This window comes from Corallococcus sp. AB038B (assembly GCF_003668955.1).
Classification (GTDB): Bacteria; Myxococcota; Myxococcia; order Myxococcales; family Myxococcaceae; genus Corallococcus; species Corallococcus exiguus.
The window spans coordinates 46,929-67,749 of record NZ_RAWO01000011.1 but is presented as its reverse complement, the minus strand read 5'-3'; the positions used below and the strand labels follow the sequence as shown (position 1 = coordinate 67,749).

Below are 20,821 nucleotides of genomic sequence, written 5' to 3'. Positions count from 1 at the left end.
GCCCTCCAACGGACATCACCGCGAGGGCGGCATGGACATGGCGCCGGAGGAGACGACGTCTGAAGCGGAAGTGGGCAGTGTGCAGTCGCAGCTGCAGCCCAACTGGGCGTCGTGCAGCGGTGACATGGACTGCGACTCCAACCGCTGTGGCTGCAACGGTGGCACGACCCGCGTGTGTCTGCCGAGCTCCGCGTATCCGAAGCCGTGTGCCAACTGGACTGCGTGCAGCAATGATTCGCACTGCACGTCCAACTGGTGCGGCTGCAACGGTGGGCAGGTCATGGTCTTCCTGCCGAACACCCACTATCCGAAGTACTGCACCTGAGCCGTCCGCGCCGCCGTCCGTCATCCGGGCGGCGGCGCCCCAACGCGATGGCGGACGGCGACGGGAAACCCGTAGACTCCCGGGCCATGAGTTCCGAGACGAAGCCCGGCCTCGAAGGGCAGCTCGCGCTGGAGGGCGTGCAGCGGCTGTCCGCCGAGGCGGGAGGCAACCAGGCGTCGCTCACGCCCGGTGCCGTCCGGCGCCGCGCGCTGGGCCTCCTGGCGAAGGGCACGGGCCTGGTGCTGCTGGGCGCCGCCATCATGGCGGGCCTGGTCTGGTTGGGCGTGGGCGGCAACAGTGTCTTGTCCCAGCTCCTGACGCTCCCCACGTTCTTCCTGGGCACCGCTTACTTCATCGCGGGCCTCACCGGCCTCCTGACGGGACGCCCGTGGGACCGCACGCCCTTCTGGGTGAAGCTGCCGATGATGATCCTCGGCGCCGTCATCGCGCTGACGGCGCTCATCGTCATCGGCGTCATGGGCATGAGCGCCCTGGGCCCGGACGCGAACTCAACGCCAGACGTCCAGGTGGGCCCGGGCGAATGATTCGAAGTCGCGCGGAGCACGGCCCGTGACCCGCTGTACTGTGTCCGTCACGCGGTCCTCCGCCCCGTCGCGGATGAGCGTGTCGAGCATCGTGAGGAAGCGCGCGTAGGCTTCCGGCATGCCGGAGTCCTGAAGGTGCCGCTGTGCCTCGTCGGGCGCCGCGTGCACGTGCCGGATGGAGCGGCCCGACACCCGGGACAGGATGGCCGCGAGGTCGTCGTAGCTCAGCGCCTGGGGGCCGGTGATGACATGCGCGGTGTCGTGCGACTTCGCGTCCGCGAGCGCGCGGATCCCCACCGCCGCGATGTCCTCCGCGTCCACGAAGCCCACCCGTCCCTGGCCCGTGGCCGTCACCAGCCTGCCGTCTCGGCGGAGGTTGGCGTGGTGATGATGGACGGGGCTGATGAAGTTCTGCATGAACCATGACGGCTGGAGCACGCTCCACTCGGGCACGTGCCCGCGCAGGAAGTGGTGCACCTTCCCCAGTCCCGGGCCCTCCTCCGGAACGACGGACGCGGAAAGCAGGACGACCCGCCGCACGCCGCCAGCCAGCGCCCGTTCCAGGACGGGAACCATGAGGACGGACGGGTCTTCCACCAACGCGGGGGCCAGCACATACATGCGGTCCACGCCCTCCAGCGCGGGCCCGTGCGTGGACGGATCCGCCCAGTCGAAGCGCACGTGTTCGGCGGCGGTGACGGGCAGCCGGGTGTCGCGCGTGGCGGTGCGCACCGTGAAGCCCTCCGCCGTGAGGCCCTGCGCGATGGGGCGGCCCGTGTTGCCGGCGGCTCCGATGACGAGGATGCGCGTCATGCCTGCTCCTTCGCGAAGGACTCGAAGGTGCCGCGGGGCGCGGCCAGCGGGTTCCAGTACTCGCGGTAGTGCACGATGCGGCCGTCGCGCACCTGCATCCGCATCACGTAGTCCTGTTCGTAGGGGATGTTCCCGGGCTGCAGCGTCGCGGAGCCGTGTACCTCCATCCAGCCTGTCGTGGGCTCCATGCTCGGGTAGCGCTGGACGTTCGTGAAGGTGAGTCCCTGGAAGTGCTTCGTGATGGGTGCGAAGTAGGCGCGGATGGCTTCGATGCCCTCCAGCCGTGCGGGCCCGCCGAGCGAGGGGGCATAGGGGAACTCGACGACGGCGTCGTCCGCGAAGAGCGTCAGCCAGCGCTCGACGTCCGTGGCGATGAGCGCGAGGTGCGCGTCCATCAGCCGAGCCAGGTCAGGGGAAGTGCGGTCCATGTGCGGCCTCCAGCAAGAGGTGATGGACCAGGAATAGGGCGCCCGTTATGGACGCTCCATGTCACTGCGTCCAAAAGAACTGTCTTCGAGTCCAATGCCTCCGGACGGAAAGACCGACGTGGTCTCCGACGTGCTGGAGACGCTGCGGTTCAAGACGCTGCTCTTCGGCCGCTTCGAGCTGGGGGCGCCCTGGGCGGTGCGCATGCCCCGCAAGGCCAACGCCTCTTTCTACGTGGTGGCACGCGGAAGCCTGCGCCTCCAGGTGGAGGGCACGGCGAAGCCGGTGTTCCTGTCCGCCGGAGACGTGGTGCTGCTGCCCCGCGCGCCCGCGCACGTGCTGGATGACGGCGGCCGCCGCAACCCCGTCGCGAGCGACTTCGTCCCATCGCAGATGCTCCGTCCACCGGCCACGCGGCTGGGGGGAACCGGGCCGCTCACCACGCTGATCACCGGCTGCTTCCAGTTCGGAGTGGACCCCGCGCATCCGCTGCTGCGGGCCTTTCCCTCCGTCATCCGCCTGTCCACGCAGGAGGGGCAGGGGACGCCCTCTCTCGCCGCGAGCGTGCAGCTCATCACCGCGGAGACCGCCCTGCCGGGGCCGGGCAGCGCGCTGGTGCTGGGCCGGCTGGCGGACGTGCTGCTCGTCCACGCGCTGCGGGCCCAGACGTCACTTGGGGGAACGAAGCAGGCGGGGTGGAAGGCGCTGGCCGACCCCGCCATCGGGAACGCGCTCGCGCTGATGCACGAACAGCCCGGCACCCCATGGACGGTGGAGCGGCTGGCTCGGTCCGTGGGCGTGTCGCGCTCCGGGTTCGCCGCGCGCTTCCACTCGCTGGTGGGGGAGACACCGCTGCACTACCTGGCCCAATGGCGGATGATCCGCGCCGCGCGTTGGCTGCATGAATCCAACGACAGCCTGGACACCATCGCTGAGCGCGCTGGCTACGAAAGCGCGCCTGCCTTCAGCAAGGCCTTCAAGCGCCGCTGGGGCGTGGGGCCCGGAGCGTATCGGCGTGCGGCCACGCGTCAGACTTCAGCGTGAGCCGCGGGTCCCGGTTTCAGTAATAGCAGCGCCAGTAGTCGTACCCTTCCCCGTCGCAATAGCAGAAGGCATGGCCCACACCCCCGGGGCGGATACACTGACGCGGGTTGGCCCCAGCAGAGGGACAGGACATGCCATCCAACTCCTCGCACTCGAGCAATACCGAGGAGGTGACGTCGGGCGCCGTCTGGCTCGCCGTGTCATCCACGGCCGCAGGCTGCATGGCGCCACCACAGCCAACGAGCAGCCCAAACATCAACGCTGAAATAATTCCGCGCATCTGTCCTCCGGGTTGAGAGTCATTGCGAGGCTAACACCGCTTCGCGATGAGTCTCAATATGCGAGCAATGTGTCGCAGCACGTCAGCACAGCGCCTGGCGTGGTGTACTGACAGCCCCTGAACGACGCGTCGTCCGGCGGCCCTCAGTGAGGAATGGCCACGGCCTGCTCCAGGCCCTCGGTCCACTCCAGCAGGCACGAAGCGTCCACGCTGAAGCTGACCTCGATGCGCGCCTTCGGGCCCGCGTAGACGAGGGTGAAGTCCGGCTTCCACCGGTCGCTGGCCGCATCGGAGTGGGCACGGACCTCGACGGTGCAGGTGACGTCCCGTCCATGGTCCAGGTCCAGGCTGAACGGCTCCTGGGTGACCTGCCATTGCCGGAGTGCCCGCAGCAGCGTGTCGAAGTGGGAGCGGAGCACCACGACCTGTGGCAGCCGGAGGTCGAAGTCCTCCACGACCTCCATGAAGTCATGATTGTCCCTGCGGAAGCAGGTGCCGGTGCTTCGCAGCTCGAGCAGCAGGCAGGGCTCCGAGTCCAGGGACACGGCCCGGCGGACCTTCCCTTCCAGCACGTTGTAGCCACCGTTCGAGGGAAGGCGGAAGTTCATGTTCAAGCCCGCGCCCTGACGTGGTTCATGAGGTGGGACTGACGGGCGACACCAGCAGCCGGACCGCCTCCACTACGGAGCGGCGCCGCCGGCGGAGCTCCGTGGGCGTGGGCGGGGTGGCCGTGGCGCAGTACGACAAGGGGAAGGCCCACGTCTTGGACAGCGCCAGCACCAGCGCCAGCAGCTCGTCCGCGGCGAAGTGCTTCGACACCAGCCCCTCCTTCTGGGCCTTCGCGATGGCGGCCGCCTTGTGCTGGTTGCTGCGCGCGACAGGCTCCGGGATGTCCACGGTGGGGCCGTGCTCCAACTCGTACCAGGTGGCCAGGCGCAGCACCTGCGGCCGGGCCTGGAAGCCGTCGAACAGCCGCCCCGCGTAGGCGGGCAGGTCCGCCGCGTCGATGGGCGTCTCGCGCGCCACCTCCGCCACGTGCGCTTCGAAGACCGCGTCGAACAGCTGCTCCTTGCTGCCGAAGTACGAATAGATGAGCGCCTTGTTGCAGCCGGCCGCCGCCGCAATGCGGTCCACGCGCGCGCCCGCGATGCCCTTCTCCGAGAACTCCGCCGCGGCCGCCTCCAACAGGCGCTGCCGGGTCTTCTGAGCGTCTCCAGCCATGCCCGCCCACCATGCCTCAGCCCATTCCGGGTTGCACCCTGTCAGGAGGGCCAATATATCCATGTAACCAACTGGTTAGTTGAAAGGATTTCCTGCCATGAGTGCGACCCCTGAGACGTCCCGTGTCTGGCTCATCACTGGTTCCTCCCGAGGCCTGGGACGCAGCTTCGCGGAGGCCGTGCTGGCGGCGGGGCACCGGCTGGTGGCCACGGCGCGCAAGCCGGAGCAGCTGGCTTCCCTGGTGGAGCGTTACGGGGACCGGGTCCGCGCGGTGGCGCTGGACGTGACGAACCCCGAGCAGGCGAGGGCCGCCGTGCAGACCGCAGTGGAGGCGTTCGGCCGCCTGGACGTGGTGGTGAACAACGCGGGCTACGGCAGCCTCGCGCCCATCGAGCAGGTGACGGACGAGGACTTCCGCTCGCAGCTCGACACCAACCTCTTCGGCGTCCTGAACGTCACGAGGGCCGCGCTGCCGGTGCTCCGCGAGCAGCGCTCCGGGCACATCATCCAGGTGTCGTCCGTGGGAGGCCGCCTGTCCACGCCGGGGCTGGGCGCGTACCAGGCCGCGAAGTGGGCAGTGGGAGGCCTCTCCGAGGTCCTGGCCAAGGAGACCGCGTCCTTCGGCGTGAAGGTGACGGTGCTGGAGCCGGGCGGCTTCCGCACGGATTGGGCGGGAGCGTCCATGACCATCCCGGAGTTCCGGCCGGAGTACGCGCCCACGGTGGGCGTGGTGGCCCAGCACATGCGTTCGCGAACGGGCAAGGAGGCGGGGGACCCGGACCGCGCGGCGCAGGTGCTGCTCCAGGTTTCCGCGATGGAGTCACCGCCGCTGCACCTGGTGCTGGGCAGCGACGCGTTCGAGCTGTCCCAGCAGAAGCTGGACGCGCTCAAGGCCGAGGACCAGAAGTGGAAGGACCTCTCCGTGTCCACCGACTTCCCGGAGGCCCGCGCCCCGGCCCCGCGCTTCTGACGGCTACCAGAGGTTGCGGCCGTCCACGAACTTCACGCGCACCGCGTCCAGGTTGAAGTCGTCGAACAGGCGCGCGTTGAGGCCCACCTTGAACCTGCCGGGCACGGGCGCGTTGTCCTCCCAGACGGGCGTGTCCGTCCACGTGCCGCAGCCGCACTGCTGGCAATGGTGGTGCGCCACGGGCTCGTTGCGCGCGTAGGTGGCCACGTTCTCGCGGCGCGTGAACGTCACCTGCTCGGGCTCGTAGTAGGCCCAGAGCACGCCGCGCTTGGAGCAGAACGTGCAGTTGCAGCGGGTGACATCCTTGGGGTGCGCGGTCACTTCGAACCGCGTCGCACCGCAGTGACAGCTTCCCTTCAAGGTCGCGGCTTCGCTCATTCCGCCATCATCCGGAGCGCCGCATTTCCTGGAAGCGCGGTGCGTGCGCGGTGTTCGTGCGTCGACGCTCGCACCGTGAGCACGGGTGCCTTCCGCCTGCCTTGACAGGCCTGGGGGCAGTCGTGAGGATGCAAATCATTATCAACTTCGAGCCAAGAGACGGGGTCGCGCGGTGGACGCGATGTTGAGCCTCGCCGCGCTGTGCTTCTGCGTGTCGGCGGTGTCGTGGATGGGCGTGGGTGGCCGTGCGCGGTGGCTCGCGGCCGTGCCGGGGCTCGCGTCGCTGGGGTGCTGCGTGGGCGATTTCGGGTGGGTGGCGGGGTTGCTGGTGCTGCTGGTGCTGGCGATGACGGCGGCCTCGGCGCTGGTGCTGGTGCTCTCGCCCCGGCCTCCGCGGGCGCGCACGTTCGCGTGGGTGAGTGGTGTGGCGGGACTGGTGCCGGTGGCACTGATGAGCGTGGGCCGATGAGCGCGGGTCGCGGTAACAATGCGGCGAACCACTCCGCCGCGCGGACGCTGGCGACGGTGATGGGGGCTCCGCTCGCGGCGTGCGCGGTGGGTGCGGCGGTGATGGCGTTCCTGCCGGTGTCGGGGCCGTGGGCCTTCGCGCTGGGCTTCCACGTGGTGCTGCCCGTGTGGGTGGGATTCGCGTGCGCGCTGCCGCTGGCTCGGAATGGCCGGGTGGCGTGGGGCGTGTGCCTGGCGGTGGTGGTTCCGGTGGCCGTCGCGCTGGCCGTGCGGGGGCCGCGATGAAGCTGTCGCCCCGGACGTTCCGCATCCAGTTCGACTTGCACGCGTGGGCGGGCGTCGTCGCCAGCCTGTTCCTGTTCGTCATCTTCTTCTGTGGCGTCTTCGCGATGTTCCGCGAGGAACTGGAGGTGTGGCAGGAGCCCGCGCTCCACGTCGCGCCGCCCTCGGAGTCACCGCCGTCGTTCGACATGATGCTCGAGCGGGTGCGCGAGCAGGGGCCGCTGCCGCGCGGCGCTCACGTGGGAATGCTCACGCACGAGGAGACGCGGTTCATCACCGCGTACCTCTTCGAGCCCACGGGGATGCGCGTGCTGTGGCTGGACCCGCTCACCGGCGCCGCGCTGCCGGAGCGCAGCAGGCTGGCGAGCGAGCTGTACTGGATGCACTTCTTCTACCGGGTGCCCTGGGGGATGGAGTTCACGGGGCTGGTGTCGGTGGCGCTGCTGGTGGCGCTGGTCAGCGGTCTGTGGATCCACCTGAAGGACCTGCGCGCGCAGTGGTGGCGCTTCCGTCCCACGGCGAAGCCGCGCTTCTCCGCGTCGGACGCGCACAAGGTGCTGGGCGTCTTCGGGCTGCCGTTCACCGCGATGCTGGCGTGGACGGGGGCGGTGTTGTGCCTGGCGGGGCTGGCGGCGCAGGGCTTCGGGAGCACGGTGTACCGGGGGCAGGCGGACCGGGTGACGAAGCTGCGCGGCTACAGCGTGCCCGTGAGGGAGGCGGCGGGGAAGGACGCGCCCATGCTGTCGCTGGACACGGTGGTGGACCGGGCGCGCGCGTCGGTGCCGGGCGCGGAGGGCACGCCCCGCTACGTGGAGCTTCACGACTACGGCGATGCACGCGGCTGGGCGGGCGTGTACTTCCAGTTGTCCCCGCTGGGGCCGGACCACTTCGCGCACGTGGACAGCGTGAGCGGGGAGACGTTCGGGTCGAGCGTGGAGTCCCGCACGCCGAATTTCTCCTTCGAGCGGCTGCTCTTCGACCTGCACGCGGGACGGTTCGCGGAGGCGCTGATGAAGCCGCTCTACGCGCTGCTCGCGCTGGCGATGTGCGCGGTGCTCGTCACCGGCAATCTCATCTGGCTGGAGCGCCGGGACCCGCTGCGCACGCATAGGGGCAACCGCGTGCTGGAGCGGCTGACTGTGGGCGTCTCCGCGGGGCTCGCGTTCGGCACAGCGGTGTACTGCGCCGCGAACCGAGTGCTGCCGTGGGCCCTGGATCGGCGAGGCGACTGGGAGTTCGGCCTGTTCCTGGGCGCGTGGGGGCTCGCTGTGATCATCGCGCTCGTGCCACGAGGGTCGTCGCGCCGGGTGGGCAGCGTGCTGAGCGCCGCGGCCGCGGTGCTGTTCGGTGCGGTGGTGGTGGGCGACGTGGTGACGCAGGACGCGAACCTGTTCACGGCGCTGTCGCGCGGTCTGCCTCCGGTGTTCATGGCGGAGGCGTTCCTGGCCGCGATGGCGCTGGGTTGTGGCGGGCTCGCGTGGGGTCTGCGCAGGCGCAAGACGGCGGAGCCCGTGTCCGGTGGCGCCGCGCCCGAAGGGCCTCTCGTCAAAGCGTAATCACAGGGGCTGACATTCGCGCGAGACGCGCTGGGCCCCGGACTCCCATGCAGTCCGCCCCCTGCCCGACGCGGTCCGCCAAACCTGTCGGACAGTCGGACCGATTTCCGCGCATCGGCCGGGACGGAGATCCTCCCTGGGCGTGGGGTTCCAAAACTTGTCGGACAGTCGGACAGGTTTCCGCTGCCAGGAGGGGGCCGGGGCCCACCCTGGGCATGACGTTCCAAAACTTGTCCGACAGTCGGACAGGTTCTCGCTGCCCGGGTGGAGCGGGGCCCACTGGGCCACGGGCTTCAAAACTTGTCGGACAGTCGGACAGGTTCTCGCTGCCCGGGTGGAGCGGGGCTCACTGGGCCACGGACTTCAAAACTTGTCGGACAGTCGGACAGGTTTCTGCTGCCCGGGCGGAGCGGAGCTCCCGGGCCCTGGGCTTCAAAACTTGTCCGACAGTCGGACAGGTTTTTTCGGTGCGCCACCGACGGGGCGCACCGGCGGGGTTCTTACCTTCTCACCCAGGGGGACAGCCTTTGTGTCCGCGGACCTGTCGCTGGGGGAGAAGTCCCGTCAACGCGTGACCGTGGCGCTTCCGGCGTCTCGAGGCGCGGCGCCCGGGAACGACCGAGGCCCTCGCTGGCGGAGACGTGCCAGGCGAAGGCCCCAGGGATTTCGCGGTGTGTGTGATGGTTTCAGGCCCTTCCGGCGGTGAGGCTTCCGGAAGGCCCCTTCAGGCCTGCGTGATGGCTACCAGGTGTAGCCGACCGTGGCGGACGCGCGGCGGCGCTCGCCGTAGAAGCAGGCCGTCGCGGAGCTGCACGAGGACACGTAGGTCTTGTCGCCCAGGTTGGAGGCGTTGACGGCCGCGCGCCACGGGCCGCGCTCGAAGTGCACGCTCGCGTCCACCAGCGTGAAGCCCGGCACGTCCAGCGTGTTCTCGCGATCCGCGTAGGAACTTCCCACGCCGCGCACGCCCGCCGCCGCGCCGAAGCCGCGCAGCGCTCCGTCCTGGAACGTGTAGTCCAGCCACAGCGACGCCAGCACCTCCGGCACACCCACCGGGCGCTTGCCCAGCTCGAAGTCCGCGCCCTCGGTGATCTCCAGCGAGTACAGCGACGCGGAGCCAATCAGGCTCAGCCCGTGCGTCAGCGTGGCGTTGGCCTCCACCTCGACGCCGCGCGAACGGACCTCGCCAATCTGCAGCTGGTTGAAGGAGCCGTCCGTCGTCACGAAGTTCTGACGCTTCAGCTCGAACACCGACAGGCCCACCAGCACCGGGAACACATCCGGCTGATACTTCACGCCCGCTTCAAGCTGCTGGCCCTTCTCCGGCTCGAAGATCGAGCCGTCCGACTTCGTCCCGGCCACCGGGTTGAACGACTTGGAGAAGCTGACGTACGGCGCGACGCCGAAGTCGAAGCGGTAGAGCAGGCCCGCGCGGCCGCTGAAGGCGCTCTCGCTGCCGTCGTAGTTCGACGTGGGCGTGAGCTCGTTGTCCACGTCCATGCCCACCCAGTCATGACGCCCGCTCAACGTCAGGCTCAGCCGGTCGCCGATGCGCAGCTGGTCCTGGAGGTAGACGCCCAGCTGGTTCTGCGTGGACTGGTTCAGCGTGTAGCGCGACTCCGTGGGCGTGTAGTCGCCGCGCACGGGATTGAGCAGGTCCAGCGGCGCGCCGGCCTCGTAGCCCTGCTCGTCGTTCAGCACGTAGTTCTTGAAGTCCACGCCCGCGAGCACCAGGTGGCGCACGGGGCCGGTGCTGAAGCGCACGTCGCCCTGCGTGTCCACCGAGAAGAGGTTCGCGGTCGGCCGGGTGACGAAGTTGCCGCGCGACAGCTGCGCGTCCGCCGGCTCACCCGCGTAGCCCACGCCGTAGAGCGTCTGGAAGTCCAGGTCCAGGTGCGCGTAGCGCAGGTTCTGCCGCAGCGTGAAGGTGTCGTTGAAGCGGTGGGAGAACTCGTAGCCCGCCCAGGACTGGTTGCGCTGGAAATGGTCCAGGCTCTTGTCGCTGGTGAAGAGGTCGGTGGGGATGCGGCCATAGGGCGCGTCCACCACGGTGCCCACGTACGGCAGGAAGTTCTGACCCTGCGTGCGGTCCGCCAGGAAGCTGCCGTGCAGCGTCAGCGCCGTATTGTCCGACGGTGCCCAGGTGAGGGCCGGCGCGATGAAGAGCCGGTTGTTGTCCGTCTCCTCCACCTGCGTGCCGCCGCCACGCGCCAGCGCCGTCACCCGGTAGCGCCAGTGGTTGCCCGAGTCGATGGCGCCGCCGAAGTCCACGGCCGCGTAGCCGTTGGCGAACTCGTTGACGCTCAGCTCCACGTGCCGGATGTGCCCTTCCACCGGCGGACGCTTGCCCACCATGTTGAGCAGACCGCCGGGAGACGTGCCGCCGTACAGCACGGAGGAGGGGCCGCGCACGGTCTCCACGCGCTCCAGGCCGAAGGTCTCCAGGCGCCAGGTGGCGAAGCTGCTGGAGTACAGCTGGAGCCCGTCCAGGAAGTAGCCGCCCTCCTGGGACGTGAAGCCGCGAATCAGGAACCAGTCGTTGCGCGGATCCGCGCCGAACGTGTCAGAGCGCACGCCCGGCGTGTAGCGCGTGGCCTCCGTCACGGACTGCACCTGCTGCGCGTCCATCTGCGCCCGGCCCACCACCGACACCGACTGCGGCGTGTCGCCAATCGCGGTGTCCGTCTTCGTGCCGCTGCCGCTGCGGCGCGCGGTGTAGCCCTGCACCGGGCCGTTGGCGCGCTCGCTCTCCACCACCACCGTGGGCAGGTCGTAGACGCCGTCGTCCGCGGGCGCGGCGGCGGGCTGCGGGTTCGAGGCCTGCGCGGGCGCCGGAGTCTCCGGAGCCGGGGCCTCCTGGGGCGCGGCGGGCTCCTGCGCCAGGGCAGGGGAGGCGAGGGAGATGGAGGCGCCAAGCAGCGCCCCCGGGACGAGGCGGCGCGGACGGCTGCGGAACGAAGTGGGCATGTTGAGAATGATTTGCGAAATCAGGGGGAGCGCCCTGCCTCGTAACACCCGCCCCCTGAGGCGGCAAGCCGGGAGTCGCCCACGCCCTCCCGGTCCTCGTCACGCCACACCGGATGTCTGCATTTACAGCCCCGGGTATGTGTTTACCCGGAGCTGTCTTTCCCTGCTATCCGGGGGGCCGGGTTTCAGGCGCGCTCGACGCGAAGCTTCGCGGGGAGGCCGTTGAGGCTGGCCTCCTCCTCCGTGCCGGTGAGCCCCTGGGGGCCCACGTGGATTTCGGAGGCGAGCGTCTCGCGGGCAATCTCGTCGCGGGCGGCGTCGACGACGCGCTTCACGCGATCATCGCCGTCCACCCACAGGCGGATCCGGTCGGTGTAGCCCAGGTTCATGTCCTTGCGGGAACCCTGCACACGCGCCAGCAGCTCGCGCACCAGGCCTTCGTCCACCAGGGCTTCCGTGAGCTGCGTGTGCATCACCACCACGCCCACGCCTCCGCCTGCGGCGGCGTAGCCCGGCTGCGCCTCCACCAGCGTCTCCAGCTCCTCGGCGGGGAAGACCATGTCCTCACCGCCCACGTTCAGGGCGACCTTGCCCGTCTGGAGCAGCTCCTGGTGCAGCGCGCGGCCATCCCCCGAGTCGAACGCCTTGCGCACCGGCGCGAGCTTGGGGCCCAGCCGGCTGCCCATGGCGCGCAGGTTGGGACGCACGCGGTAGCGCACCACGTCCGCCTCCGGGCTGCCCGGCTCCACCAGCTTCACGGTGTGCACGTTCAGCTCGTCGCTGATGAGCGCCTGGTACACCGCCACGCGCTCCGTCAGCTCGCGGCGCGACAGGATGACGTCCGCGCGCGACAGCGGCTGGCGCACCTTGAGCCGGTTGTCCGTGCGGACCTTGAGGCCCAGCGACACCAGCTCGCGCACGGCGCCCATCTCCGCGGCCAGCCCCTCGTCGATGAGGCTCGCGTCCACGTCCGGGAAGCTCGCCAGGTGCACGCTCTCCGGCTGCGCCGCGCCCCACGGCTTGCCCACCAGGTTGCCCCACATGTCATCCGCGAAGAACGGGATGAAGGGCGCGGACATGGCGGTGATGGTCGTCAGCGCTTCATAGAGCGTGAAGTACGCGTCCTGCTTGTCCTGCTCGAAGCCCGGCGCCCAGAAGCGCTCGCGGCTGCGGCGCAGGTACCAGTTGGACAGCGCGTCCACCAGCGCCACCATCCGCTGGGCCGCGTCGTAGACCTGGTACGTGTCCAGCGCCTTGGCCACGTCGCGCAGGGTGAGCTGCACCTCGGAGAGGATCCACCGGTCCAGCACCGGCCGGGCCTTCACCTCGCGCCAGCCCTGGCTCTTGCGGATGGCCAGCCACGGGGCCTCCGTGCTGGACGCGGTGCCCTTCGCCGGGTTGAACCCGTCGATGTTCGCGTAGATGGTGAAGAACGAGTAGACGTTGCGCAGCTTGACCTGGAAGTCCTTCTGCAACAGCCGCACGTTCGCCAGCGAGTGGCGCGTGTTGGACCAGGTGGGGCTGGCCGCGTAGAAGAACCACCGGAACGCGTCCGCGCCCGGCGCCTTGGTGGCGGGGTCCTTGAGCACCACGCGCTCGGTGGCCGCCAGCCGGGGCACCTCCACCGGCATCACGTCCACGCCGCGCGCGGAGGGCTTCACGCCCAGCTGCTGAAGCTCCTGCGGCGCCAGCAGCACCACGCGGCGCTTGAGCTTCTTGTGCACCTTCACGGTGACGCTGACGGGCGCGTCCGGCCGGTCCGGGCGGAAGAGCAGCACCTTCGCGCCCTCCTGCGTGTCCAGGCCCTCCAGGTCCTCGCGCGCGATGAGCGCCACGCCGGGCTCCGCCGGGACGCCGGCCTCCGTGGCGCTGAGCACCGCGAAGTCCATGCGCACCTCGTCCAGGATGATCTCCGGCGGGGTGTAGTTGCCCTTGGACTTGGACTCCTTCTTGCCCTCCTTGTCGGAGACGTGCCCCAGCACGATGCAGCTCTTGTACGGCATGGGCCACTCACGCTTGGGCGTCAGGCCCATGCGCTTCTGCGTCTCCTCGTCGAAGAGGAGCGTGCTCACCATCAGCAGCGAGTAGAACCAGCCGCGCGTCTGGTCGATGGCCTCCGAGATGAAGTCCGCCGGGAACGCGCGGTTGAAGGTCTCCTTGCTGCCTTCCGCATGCGGGAAGCCCCACTGCGCGAAGGGCATGCAGCCGGAGTCGAACCACACGTCCACCACTTCCGGGACGCGCTGGAACTTCCCTCCGGAGCCGGCCTTCTCGTACGTCACCTTGTCGATCCACGGCTTGTGGACCAGCAGGTGCTCCGCGTTGGACTCGTGCGGCTTGCCAGCGAGGAACGCCTTCAGCTCCGCCTCCACGGCGGCCACGTTGTTGCCCGGCTTCTGGCGCAGCTCCGCGATGGAGGCCACGGCCTCCGTCTCACCCGTCTCCGAGTGGATCCACAGCGGCAGCGGCGTGCCCCAGTAGCGCTCGCGCGACAGGGCCCAGTCCACGTTGTTGGCCAGGAAGTCGCCGAAGCGGCCGTCCTTGATGTTCTCCGGGACCCAGTTGACCTGCTGGTTGTTGGCCTTGGCCTGCTCGATGACGGAGGTGGTGCGGATGTACCAGGCGGGGCGGGCGTACTGGATGAGCGGGTCTTCGTCCGCGCGCCAGCAGAAGGGGTACTCGTGGCGGTACTGCTCCGTGTGGATGAGCAGCCCGCGCTCCTTCAGGTTGCGCTGCAGGTCCTTGTCCGCGTCCTTCACGAAGCGGCCGGCGACGAGCGGCACCTCTTCAGAGAACGTGCCGTCCGGCTTCACCGCGCAGCGCATGCCCAGCGCGTCCGGGTCCTGGAAGCGCGTGGCGTCCTTGCGGTAGGCCTTGTAGTCGTCCTCGCCGAACGCGGGCGCCGTGTGGACGATGCCCGTGCCGCTGTCCAGCGTGACGAAGTCCGCCGGAATCACGCGCCAGCCCACCGTGTCCGAGCCGCCGTCCTTCAGGGGCAGCGTGGCGTCCGCCTCCTTCGCGAAGTACGTGTCGAAGGGCGGCGTGTAGCGCTTGCCCACCAGGTCGCTGCCCTTCTGCGTGGACAGCACGGGCAGGTCCTTCTTCAGCTTCTTGGCCAGTTCCTCGCGCAGCGCGGCGGCGAGGATGAGCTTGCGGTCGCCCGCGTCCACCGTGACGTAGTCCACGGACGGGTTCACGGCCGCGTACATGTTGGACGGCAGCGTCCAGGGCGTCGTCGTCCAGATGAGCAGCGACGTGTCCGGAGCGTCGCGCAGCGGGAAGGCCACGTAGACGCTGGGGTCGTCCACCGTCTTGTAGCCCAGGCCCACTTCGGCGGCGGACAGCGCGGTGCCGCCGCGCGGCCACCACCACACCACCTTGTGGCCCTGGTACAGCAGGCCCTTCTTGTAGAGCTCGGAGAGCGCCCACCACACGCTCTGCACGAAGCCTCGGTGATAGGTGACGTAGGCCTCGTTGAGGTCCACCCAGAAGCCGATGCGCTGGGTCAGTCGCTCCCACTCCCCCGTGTAGCGGAACACGGACTCGATGCAGCGCTCCGTGAAGGGCTCCACGCCGTACTTTTCAATCTCCGCCTTGCCGTGGATGCGGAGCTCCTTCTCCACCTCCACCTCCACCGGTAGGCCGTGCGTGTCCCAGCCCGCCTTGCGCGGCACGTAGTGGCCTCGCATGGTCTGGTAGCGTGGGAACAGGTCCTTGATGACGCGCGTGAGGACGTGGCCGTTGTGGGGCAGGCCGTTCGCGGTGGGCGGGCCTTCGTAGAAGACGAAGGAGGGCTTGCCTTCGTTCGCCTTGAGCGATTTCTCGAAGATGCCGCGCTCCTTCCAGAAGGCCAGGATGCGGCGCTCCTCGGCCGGGAAGTCCATCTCCACGGGGACCGCGTTGAACAGGGGCGAAGGCGTTTCAGGCATGGTGGCCTGCTTGATAGCACCGGAGCGGCCCTTTGGCAGTGAATCCAGGGCCTTGCGAACCCGCCCGCACGCCGGTGGATAGATTCGCCTAAGCCGAAATTCGTGCAATTCACGTGTCGGAGGTGGCACCCTGGATGCTCCCCGGGCAGCCACTGGAGGTCCTTGCGTGACGCACGTCCCCCCGAAGCCATCCCTTTCCTTCCTTCTGGCCGCGCTGGTGCTGTGCCTGGGCGCGGGCCGCGCGAGCGCTCAGGTGTCCCGGACGCTGAGCACGCCCGGACCCACGGCGCAGGCGCAGAAGGTCTACAACCTGCTGACGGACCTGGAGAACAACAGCCGCAACGGCGGGACGAAGCAGACCATCATGGGCCAGCACTGCGAGGCCCAGAAGGAAGCCTACGCGGGCGAGTACTGGGTGAAGGTGGGGGACATCTCCGGCCGCCACCCGGGCTTCGTGGAGTTCGACTTCGGGCCGGGCAACTATCGCAACACCTACGCGGAAGCGTACGTGGACTACGCGGTGGGCTTCGCGCGAGACCGCTTCAGCTACGGCGAGGGCATCGTGGGGTTCAGCTTCCACATGTCCTATCCGGGCGCGTCCGTGAAGAGCTGGCCGAACAACTTCCGGCAGTCATGGATGGATTACGCCTGGTTCGGCCGGGTCATCAACTGGCAGGCCAACACGGCGGAGTACCAGGCGCTGCTGAGGGATTTGTCCTTCGCGGCGGACAAGCTCGCGTACCTGCAGCAGCAGGGCGTGCCGGTGCTGTACCGCCCCTTCCACGAGATGAACAAGAAGGGGAGCGCGTCACCGTTCTGGTGGGCGAATCAGGATCCCGCTCAGTACAAGCAGCTCTGGAATATCGCGCACGACTACCTGGTGAAGACGCGCGGTTTGAAGAACCTCATCTTCGTCTGGTCGCCGTACGAGTGGGACGGCACCTACGGCGGGGACCCGTGGAACTACTACCCGGGCAACGACCGCGTGGACGTGGTGGGCGTGGACATCTACCACGGCAATCCCTACTTCCCGGCCCAGTTCTACACGGGGCTCGCGGGCTACAACAAACCACGCATGCTGGCGGAGACGGACAAGCTTCCGGTGCGCTGGGGTGACAGCCGTTACGGCACGGTGTCTGAGTTGGACTCGCGCCCGTGGGCCATCTACTCCATCTGGGGCGACTCGCTCGTCTACAACCTGGGCACGACGAGCCCCAACGACTGGAACGTGTCCAGTGGCTACAAGGCCATCAAGGACACGTATGGCTATTACGGCACGTACTGGCGTGTGCTGACCGGCGGGAGCAACGCGACCTACAACTGGGGCGCGTTGCGCTGAGGGCCGGGGCTCACCAGTTCGTGGGGCGGTAGTCCTTGAAGAAGTTGCCCCAGACGTACTCGCCGGTGTTCACGGCGGTGATGACGGGGTCCACGATGCGCGCGGCCCCGTCCAGGATGTCCAGCGGGGGCTGGAAGTCCAGCTCCTGCACCTTGCGCTCGGCATGATGGGCGGGGTCCTCGTCGGTGACCCAGCCGGTGTCCGCCGCGTTCATGAAGATGTTGTCGCGCGCGTAGTCCGGCGCGGACGTCAGCGTCATCATGTTCAACGCGGCCTTGGCCATGTTGGTGTGCGGGTGCTTGTCCGTCTTCGTCCCTCGGGAGAAGCTGCCCTCCATCGCGGACACGTTGACGATGTGGCCCGGCCGCGAGCGGTCCTTCAGCATCAGCGGCCTCAACTTCCCACACAGGATGAAGGGCGCCACCGCGTTCACCAGGTGGACCTCCAGCATCTCCGCGGTGCGCACCTCCCCCAGCCGCAGGCGCCAGGAGTTCGTGGCCCTCAGGTCCACCTGCTGGAGGTCCGCGTCCAGCCGGCCTTCCGGGAAGAGGGCGCGCGTGTCGCCCTCCTGCTCCATGGCGTAGGGCATCAGGGACAGCGCGGCGGAGGAGTGGATGCCCAATGCCGGGTCGCCGCTGCGCCAGGTCGCCACGGGCAGTGACGTGTTGCCCATCTCGCCCGGGCCCAGCGCGGGACGGAGCGCGGCGATGCAGGCCTCATGGCCCGCGAGCAGCGCGCGCAGCTGGGGCTCCAGGGTGCCGGCGTCGCGCAGCTCGCCCTCCAGCAGGTGCTGGTAGAAGCCCGGTGGCCGGCGCACGGTCTGCGCGGCGTTGTTGATGAGGATGTCCAGCCGCTCGTGCGTCTGTTCGATGTGGCGCGCGAACAGCTCCACGCTGGGCGCGTGTCGCAGGTCCAGGCCGTGCACCTGGAGCCGGTGGGCCCAGTCCGAGAAGTCCGGCTCGCGCGCGTAGCGGTGCACCGCGTCCTGGGGGAAGCGCGTGGTGGCGATGACGGTCGCGCCCGAGCGCAGCAGCATCAGCGACGCCTGGAAGCCAATCTTCACCCGCGCGCCGGTGATGAGCGCCACCTGGCCCTTGAGGTCCGCGCGCTGCGTGCGCCGGGCGTAGTTCAGGTCCCCGCACGGGAGGCACATGGCGTCGTAGAAGAAGTGGAGCTTGCGGTACTCCGCCTTGCACACGTAGCACTTGCGCGGCACCTCCAGCAGGCGCTCCGGGCCCGCTTCCGGCGGCGGCGCGGGCAGCGCGGGCAGACTGAGCACAGGCGCCTTGCGCAGCATGCGGATCTCCGTGCTGGAGCGCACGGCCCGGTCGTTGGCGCGCTGCGCGTCCTTACGCTCCTTCTTGAGCGCGCTCTGGAGCCGGTTCTTCGAGGCCTTGTCCGGGTAGACGAGCCGGCTCGCGGCGGCCAGCAGGGCGTGGTGGTCCTCGTCTGGGAGTCGGTGCAAGAGCACGCGGTGCTTGGCGAGCATGTTGAGCAGCGCCGTGGCGCGGCGCACGTCCTCGACGGAGACATCGGAGGGCGGGGCCGAGTCAGGTTCAGGGGACGACGGCGGGAGGTTCTCGACGGCCAGGTTCTTCACGCCCTGGTGCTTACCCTCCCGGGCGCGCCAGGGAAAGGTGCGACTTGAGCGGGCCTGGAGGGCGAGCGGCCAGGCCCCGGTTTCAGCCCAGGCCCAGGCGGGGGAGCGTCACCTCGCGCACGCGGGGGATGCGGAAGCGGTAGAGGAACGCGTCCGCGAAGTAGTGCGCCAGCACCACCGCGTTGGTGGCGAGGACCCCCAGGGACCACAGCGGCTGCTGCCTCAGGAAGAAGGCCGTCGCCGCGCCCTGGGTGACGCCGTCCGCCAGGGTGACGAAGGGGCTGTTGACCACGCCCACCAGGATGATGGGGGCCATCACGGCCAGCATCGCCGCCCACACGCGCGGGCCGCGCAGGCGGGTCGTGGTCTCCCCTGGCGTGGGCTGGAGCATGCGGCCGGTGAGGAAGAAGTACTCCAGACCATGGATGCACGCGCTCAGGATGGCGCCCCACAGCGGCCACACGAGGTACACCGCCACCACCGCCACGTGCGCCAGGAGGTACACGCGCCGGGGCCCGCTCTGTCCCGGAGGCCCGCGCAGCGCGAGCAGCAGCTTCGCGGCGAAGACGCACCAGACCGCGAGCAACACCCAGGTGAGTCCGTGCGGCAGCGAGCCTGCTTCCGCCTGACCGATGTTGATCATCGGCCGCGAGCCCAGGGCGCTGGTGACGGGCAGGGCCAGTGAGCGGAGCATCATCAAGGTCAGCGCGACGGGGACGAACTGGCGCTGGAGCGTGCGCTCGGACTCGGACAGGGGCGGGGCGCCCGCGGCGCGGGCCCGGAGGCCGTGCAGCGCCCAGAGCCCCTTCACCTACGACAGCGTGTGGTGCGCCGCGAGGACGTGGATGCCCGCGCCCAGCAGCAGCGCGAGCAGCGGCGCGTAGTTGTCCCCGTACCAGAGCAGCGCGAAGGTGAGCGCGAACACCGCCGACGCGCCGCCCACGAGCAGCCGGGATTGGTGGGGCGTGGTGTGCAGCAATTCGCGCCGCGTGCCCACCAACAGGAAGGTGAGGATGACGTGCGTGCCGTTGAGGAAGACGTACTGCGACGTCCACCGGCCAATGGACTGGGCGAACCCCTGCGAGCCCTCGCCGGTGAGGCTCGCGAGCCACACGGAGGCGAGCATCAGCAGCGTGGGCAGCACGAGGATGCTCAGGTCCGCCCGGGGCGAGAAGAGCCACAGCCCCTGGAAGCGCACGGACGCCGGGGCTGCGGACGCTTCGAGGGCGGGGGCGGGCAGGGTGGACATGCGCGCCGCAGTATAGACGTGTGTGGGACGGGGAGGGTCCGGTGGGCCTCCTCCTCCCATGCAGGGCGGGCGGGGAGGCTTCCTACGGGAGCGTGAAGAGGCTCCGGTACTGGGCCCACGTGGTCCGGTCTCCCGGCAGCCGGCCCTGCCAGTAGCGCACCATCAAGAACAGCTCGTACGCGACGAGCAACGCCAGCACCGCGCTCACGGCCTTGCGGACCGCGGAGCGCTCCAGGTGCGCGAGGAAGCCCGCGAGGCCCAGCGCGAAGAACGCGCTGCCCTCGGTGAAGGCGCGGTGGCCGAAGCTCAGGCCATAGGGCCAGTGCCACCAAGCGGCCGTGAGGTAGACCTGGAAGAGGGAGAAGAGCAGCACCGGCAACAGGTAGTCGCGCAGGTGCTCCCGGTCCCGCACGAAGCCCACCACCGCGAAGAGCCACACCGGCGTCCAGAAGAAGAGCCCCTTGCGGAGGCTGAAGAGGACGGCGAGGAACTGGGGTTGGGTGAACTCGAAGCCCTGGCCCCGGTAGGAGTACATCACCCAGCGGCCGGTGGCGTAGTGCCAGTAGAAGAACAGGATGCTCAGCACCGCGCCCATCGCCAGCAGCACCAGCGCGCCGCCGCCCTTGTGCTTCCAGAGGAACGCCAGCCGCGTCCGCTGCGTCAGGCCGTCATAGACGCCGTACAGCGGCACCAGGACGAGCGCCAGCCCGTTGGGGGGCCGCACCAGCATGATGTAGCCCGCCACCGCGCCCAGCAGCAGCGACGTGCGCACCGTGGGCGCCTGGTACCACGCGGGCACCAGGAGGAGCAGCGCGGCGTAGAGGGCGAAGGAATAGACGTGACTGAAGATGGCGTCCGCGGTGCCGTAGTGGAACAGGTTGGTGCCGAAGGTGACGACGGTCAGGGTCGCCAGCACCACTCCGGCGGGGAAGAGCGCTTCCAGGGCCCTGCGCAGCAGCGTCAGCCCGATGAGCAGCGCGCACAGTCCGCTGAGCGCCGCCGCGAAATGGTAGGGCAGCGAGAAGCCGTCCTGCCGGAACCCCAGGAGCGGCGCGCTGAAGTGCGCGGCCAGGAAGGCGGGCAGCATCAGCAGGGCCTGACCCGGAGGGAAGCGGTTCAGGTAGCGGCCGGTGGTCTCATCCCGCGTGAGCCCCATGTTGTAGTCCAGGTCCGCGCCCCACTCGGCGGCCTCGGTGCGGAAGGACAGGTCGTGCTGGACGAAGGCGGCCGTGAGGTAGAGGTGGTAGCCGTAGCCGTCTGACCGGATGAACGGAAGGTCCGGGTGCATCCGGTAGTAGGTGACCAGTGACAACAGCCCGAGGACCCCCACCACCGGAACGAAGAGCCTCAGCGCACGGTGGACCCACGTTCGCGCGGGCGGGGCGGACGAGGCCAGGGACGGGGTGGCGGAGGTCATGGCGCGGACTCT

The 20,821-nt window shown here is 69.3% G+C and carries 19 protein-coding genes; 8 read left to right on the top strand and 11 right to left on the bottom strand.

What is annotated here, in order from left to right; genetic code table 11:
• Positions 1-31: 31 nt before the first annotated feature.
• A complete protein-coding gene (locus D7Y04_RS32040; RefSeq protein WP_121761730.1) occupies positions 32-325 on the top strand; it encodes a hypothetical protein in 294 nt (97 codons plus the stop codon).
• An 86-nt stretch (positions 326-411) separates the two neighbouring features.
• A complete protein-coding gene (locus D7Y04_RS32035; RefSeq protein WP_121761729.1) occupies positions 412-870 on the top strand; it encodes a hypothetical protein in 459 nt (152 codons plus the stop codon).
• Here D7Y04_RS32035 and D7Y04_RS32030 read toward each other — a convergent pair.
• Positions 835-1,683, bottom strand: coding sequence for an NmrA family NAD(P)-binding protein (locus D7Y04_RS32030; RefSeq protein WP_121761728.1), 849 nt, complete (start codon positions 1,681-1,683; stop codon positions 835-837). The genes D7Y04_RS32035 and D7Y04_RS32030 overlap by 36 nt on opposite strands.
• Positions 1,680-2,111 (bottom strand): nuclear transport factor 2 family protein, encoded by a 432-nt coding sequence (locus D7Y04_RS32025; protein WP_121761727.1) that lies wholly within the window; start codon positions 2,109-2,111, stop codon positions 1,680-1,682. The genes D7Y04_RS32030 and D7Y04_RS32025 overlap by 4 nt, the downstream gene beginning before the upstream one ends.
• Positions 2,112-2,205: 94 nt before the next feature.
• On the opposite strand from D7Y04_RS32025, the gene D7Y04_RS32020 reads away from it, so the two are divergent.
• Positions 2,206-3,153: an AraC family transcriptional regulator gene (locus tag D7Y04_RS32020; RefSeq protein ID WP_121761726.1), complete on the top strand. Its 948-nt coding sequence runs from the start codon at positions 2,206-2,208 to the stop codon at positions 3,151-3,153.
• A gap of 423 nt (positions 3,154-3,576) precedes the next feature.
• Here the strand turns inward: D7Y04_RS32020 and D7Y04_RS32010 are convergent, their stop codons facing one another.
• The gene (locus D7Y04_RS32010) at positions 3,577-4,041 is read right to left on the bottom strand and encodes a hypothetical protein (protein WP_147454510.1); all 465 of its coding nucleotides are present in this window, start codon (positions 4,039-4,041) and stop codon (positions 3,577-3,579) included.
• A gap of 25 nt (positions 4,042-4,066) precedes the next feature.
• Positions 4,067-4,654: a TetR family transcriptional regulator gene (locus D7Y04_RS32005; RefSeq protein WP_120595298.1), complete on the bottom strand. Its 588-nt coding sequence runs from the start codon at positions 4,652-4,654 to the stop codon at positions 4,067-4,069.
• Between the two features lie 97 nt (positions 4,655-4,751).
• Between D7Y04_RS32005 and D7Y04_RS32000 the strand changes: the two genes are divergently transcribed.
• Positions 4,752-5,624 (top strand): oxidoreductase, encoded by an 873-nt coding sequence (locus tag D7Y04_RS32000; protein WP_121761724.1) that lies wholly within the window; start codon positions 4,752-4,754, stop codon positions 5,622-5,624.
• A gap of 3 nt (positions 5,625-5,627) precedes the next feature.
• On the opposite strand, the gene D7Y04_RS31995 is transcribed toward D7Y04_RS32000, so the two are convergent.
• On the bottom strand, positions 5,628-6,002 hold the full coding sequence (locus D7Y04_RS31995; protein WP_120595296.1) for a GFA family protein: 375 nt from the start codon (positions 6,000-6,002) through the stop codon (positions 5,628-5,630).
• A 181-nt stretch (positions 6,003-6,183) separates the two neighbouring features.
• Here D7Y04_RS31995 and D7Y04_RS31990 point away from each other — a divergent pair, with 181 nt between their 5' ends.
• From D7Y04_RS31990 to D7Y04_RS31980, 3 genes are read left to right on the top strand one after another with little or no spacing between them, the layout of a single operon-like run.
• A complete protein-coding gene (locus D7Y04_RS31990; RefSeq protein ID WP_120595295.1) occupies positions 6,184-6,471 on the top strand; it encodes a hypothetical protein in 288 nt (95 codons plus the stop codon).
• A complete protein-coding gene (locus D7Y04_RS31985) occupies positions 6,468-6,755 on the top strand; it encodes a hypothetical protein (protein ID WP_120595294.1) in 288 nt (95 codons plus the stop codon). Before D7Y04_RS31990 ends, D7Y04_RS31985 begins: the two co-directional genes overlap by 4 nt.
• Positions 6,752-8,308 (top strand): PepSY domain-containing protein, encoded by a 1,557-nt coding sequence (locus tag D7Y04_RS31980; RefSeq protein WP_121761723.1) that lies wholly within the window; start codon positions 6,752-6,754, stop codon positions 8,306-8,308. Before D7Y04_RS31985 ends, D7Y04_RS31980 begins: the two co-directional genes overlap by 4 nt.
• Before the next feature lie 741 nt (positions 8,309-9,049).
• On the opposite strand, the gene D7Y04_RS31975 is transcribed toward D7Y04_RS31980, so the two are convergent.
• Together D7Y04_RS31975 and ileS are read right to left on the bottom strand one after the other, a co-directional pair.
• Positions 9,050-11,275, bottom strand: coding sequence for a TonB-dependent siderophore receptor (locus D7Y04_RS31975; protein WP_121761722.1), 2,226 nt, complete (start codon positions 11,273-11,275; stop codon positions 9,050-9,052).
• Positions 11,276-11,460: 185 nt separating this feature from the next.
• Positions 11,461-15,204, bottom strand: coding sequence for an isoleucine--tRNA ligase (ileS, locus tag D7Y04_RS31970; protein ID WP_121761721.1), 3,744 nt, complete (start codon positions 15,202-15,204; stop codon positions 11,461-11,463).
• 166 nt (positions 15,205-15,370) lie between these two features.
• On the opposite strand from ileS, the gene D7Y04_RS31965 reads away from it, so the two are divergent.
• A complete protein-coding gene (locus D7Y04_RS31965; RefSeq protein WP_121761720.1) occupies positions 15,371-16,543 on the top strand; it encodes a glycosyl hydrolase in 1,173 nt (390 codons plus the stop codon).
• Positions 16,544-16,553: 10 nt separating this feature from the next.
• Here D7Y04_RS31965 and D7Y04_RS31960 read toward each other — a convergent pair whose 3' ends face one another.
• From D7Y04_RS31960 to D7Y04_RS31950, 4 genes are all read right to left on the bottom strand, one after another.
• Positions 16,554-18,143: an SDR family NAD(P)-dependent oxidoreductase gene (locus D7Y04_RS31960; protein ID WP_120599682.1), complete on the bottom strand. Its 1,590-nt coding sequence runs from the start codon at positions 18,141-18,143 to the stop codon at positions 16,554-16,556.
• A gap of 82 nt (positions 18,144-18,225) precedes the next feature.
• The gene (locus D7Y04_RS45925; RefSeq protein ID WP_233601663.1) at positions 18,226-18,954 is read right to left on the bottom strand and encodes a hypothetical protein; all 729 of its coding nucleotides are present in this window, start codon (positions 18,952-18,954) and stop codon (positions 18,226-18,228) included.
• Positions 18,955-19,392 carry a hypothetical protein gene (locus tag D7Y04_RS45920; protein ID WP_233601662.1) on the bottom strand — a complete coding sequence of 146 codons (438 nt, stop codon included), beginning with the start codon at positions 19,390-19,392 and terminating at the stop codon, positions 18,955-18,957.
• Between the two features lie 82 nt (positions 19,393-19,474).
• Positions 19,475-20,809, bottom strand: coding sequence for a hypothetical protein (locus tag D7Y04_RS31950; RefSeq protein WP_121761719.1), 1,335 nt, complete (start codon positions 20,807-20,809; stop codon positions 19,475-19,477).
• Between the last annotated feature and the right edge of the window lie 12 nt (positions 20,810-20,821).

What these genes read in the sequence shown, in the direction of transcription:
- D7Y04_RS32040 (WP_121761730.1), top strand. Translation starts at nt 32, where the DNA reads ATGGACATGGCGCCGGAGGAGACGACGTCTGAAGCGGAAGTGGGCAGT.
- D7Y04_RS32035 (WP_121761729.1), top strand. Translation starts at nt 412, where the DNA reads ATGAGTTCCGAGACGAAGCCCGGCCTCGAAGGGCAGCTCGCGCTGGAG.
- D7Y04_RS32030 (WP_121761728.1), bottom strand. Translation starts at nt 1,683, where the DNA reads ATGACGCGCATCCTCGTCATCGGAGCCGCCGGCAACACGGGCCGCCCC.
- D7Y04_RS32025 (WP_121761727.1), bottom strand. Translation starts at nt 2,111, where the DNA reads ATGGACCGCACTTCCCCTGACCTGGCTCGGCTGATGGACGCGCACCTC.
- D7Y04_RS32020 (WP_121761726.1), top strand. Translation starts at nt 2,206, where the DNA reads ATGCCTCCGGACGGAAAGACCGACGTGGTCTCCGACGTGCTGGAGACG.
- D7Y04_RS32010 (WP_147454510.1), bottom strand. Translation starts at nt 4,041, where the DNA reads ATGAACTTCCGCCTTCCCTCGAACGGTGGCTACAACGTGCTGGAAGGG.
- D7Y04_RS32005 (WP_120595298.1), bottom strand. Translation starts at nt 4,654, where the DNA reads ATGGCTGGAGACGCTCAGAAGACCCGGCAGCGCCTGTTGGAGGCGGCC.
- D7Y04_RS32000 (WP_121761724.1), top strand. Translation starts at nt 4,752, where the DNA reads ATGAGTGCGACCCCTGAGACGTCCCGTGTCTGGCTCATCACTGGTTCC.
- D7Y04_RS31995 (WP_120595296.1), bottom strand. Translation starts at nt 6,002, where the DNA reads ATGAGCGAAGCCGCGACCTTGAAGGGAAGCTGTCACTGCGGTGCGACG.
- D7Y04_RS31990 (WP_120595295.1), top strand. Translation starts at nt 6,184, where the DNA reads ATGTTGAGCCTCGCCGCGCTGTGCTTCTGCGTGTCGGCGGTGTCGTGG.
- D7Y04_RS31985 (WP_120595294.1), top strand. Translation starts at nt 6,468, where the DNA reads ATGAGCGCGGGTCGCGGTAACAATGCGGCGAACCACTCCGCCGCGCGG.
- D7Y04_RS31980 (WP_121761723.1), top strand. Translation starts at nt 6,752, where the DNA reads ATGAAGCTGTCGCCCCGGACGTTCCGCATCCAGTTCGACTTGCACGCG.
- D7Y04_RS31975 (WP_121761722.1), bottom strand. Translation starts at nt 11,275, where the DNA reads ATGCCCACTTCGTTCCGCAGCCGTCCGCGCCGCCTCGTCCCGGGGGCG.
- ileS (WP_121761721.1), bottom strand. Translation starts at nt 15,204, where the DNA reads ATGCCTGAAACGCCTTCGCCCCTGTTCAACGCGGTCCCCGTGGAGATG.
- D7Y04_RS45920 (WP_233601662.1), bottom strand. Translation starts at nt 19,392, where the DNA reads ATGTCCACCCTGCCCGCCCCCGCCCTCGAAGCGTCCGCAGCCCCGGCG.
- D7Y04_RS31950 (WP_121761719.1), bottom strand. Translation starts at nt 20,809, where the DNA reads ATGACCTCCGCCACCCCGTCCCTGGCCTCGTCCGCCCCGCCCGCGCGA.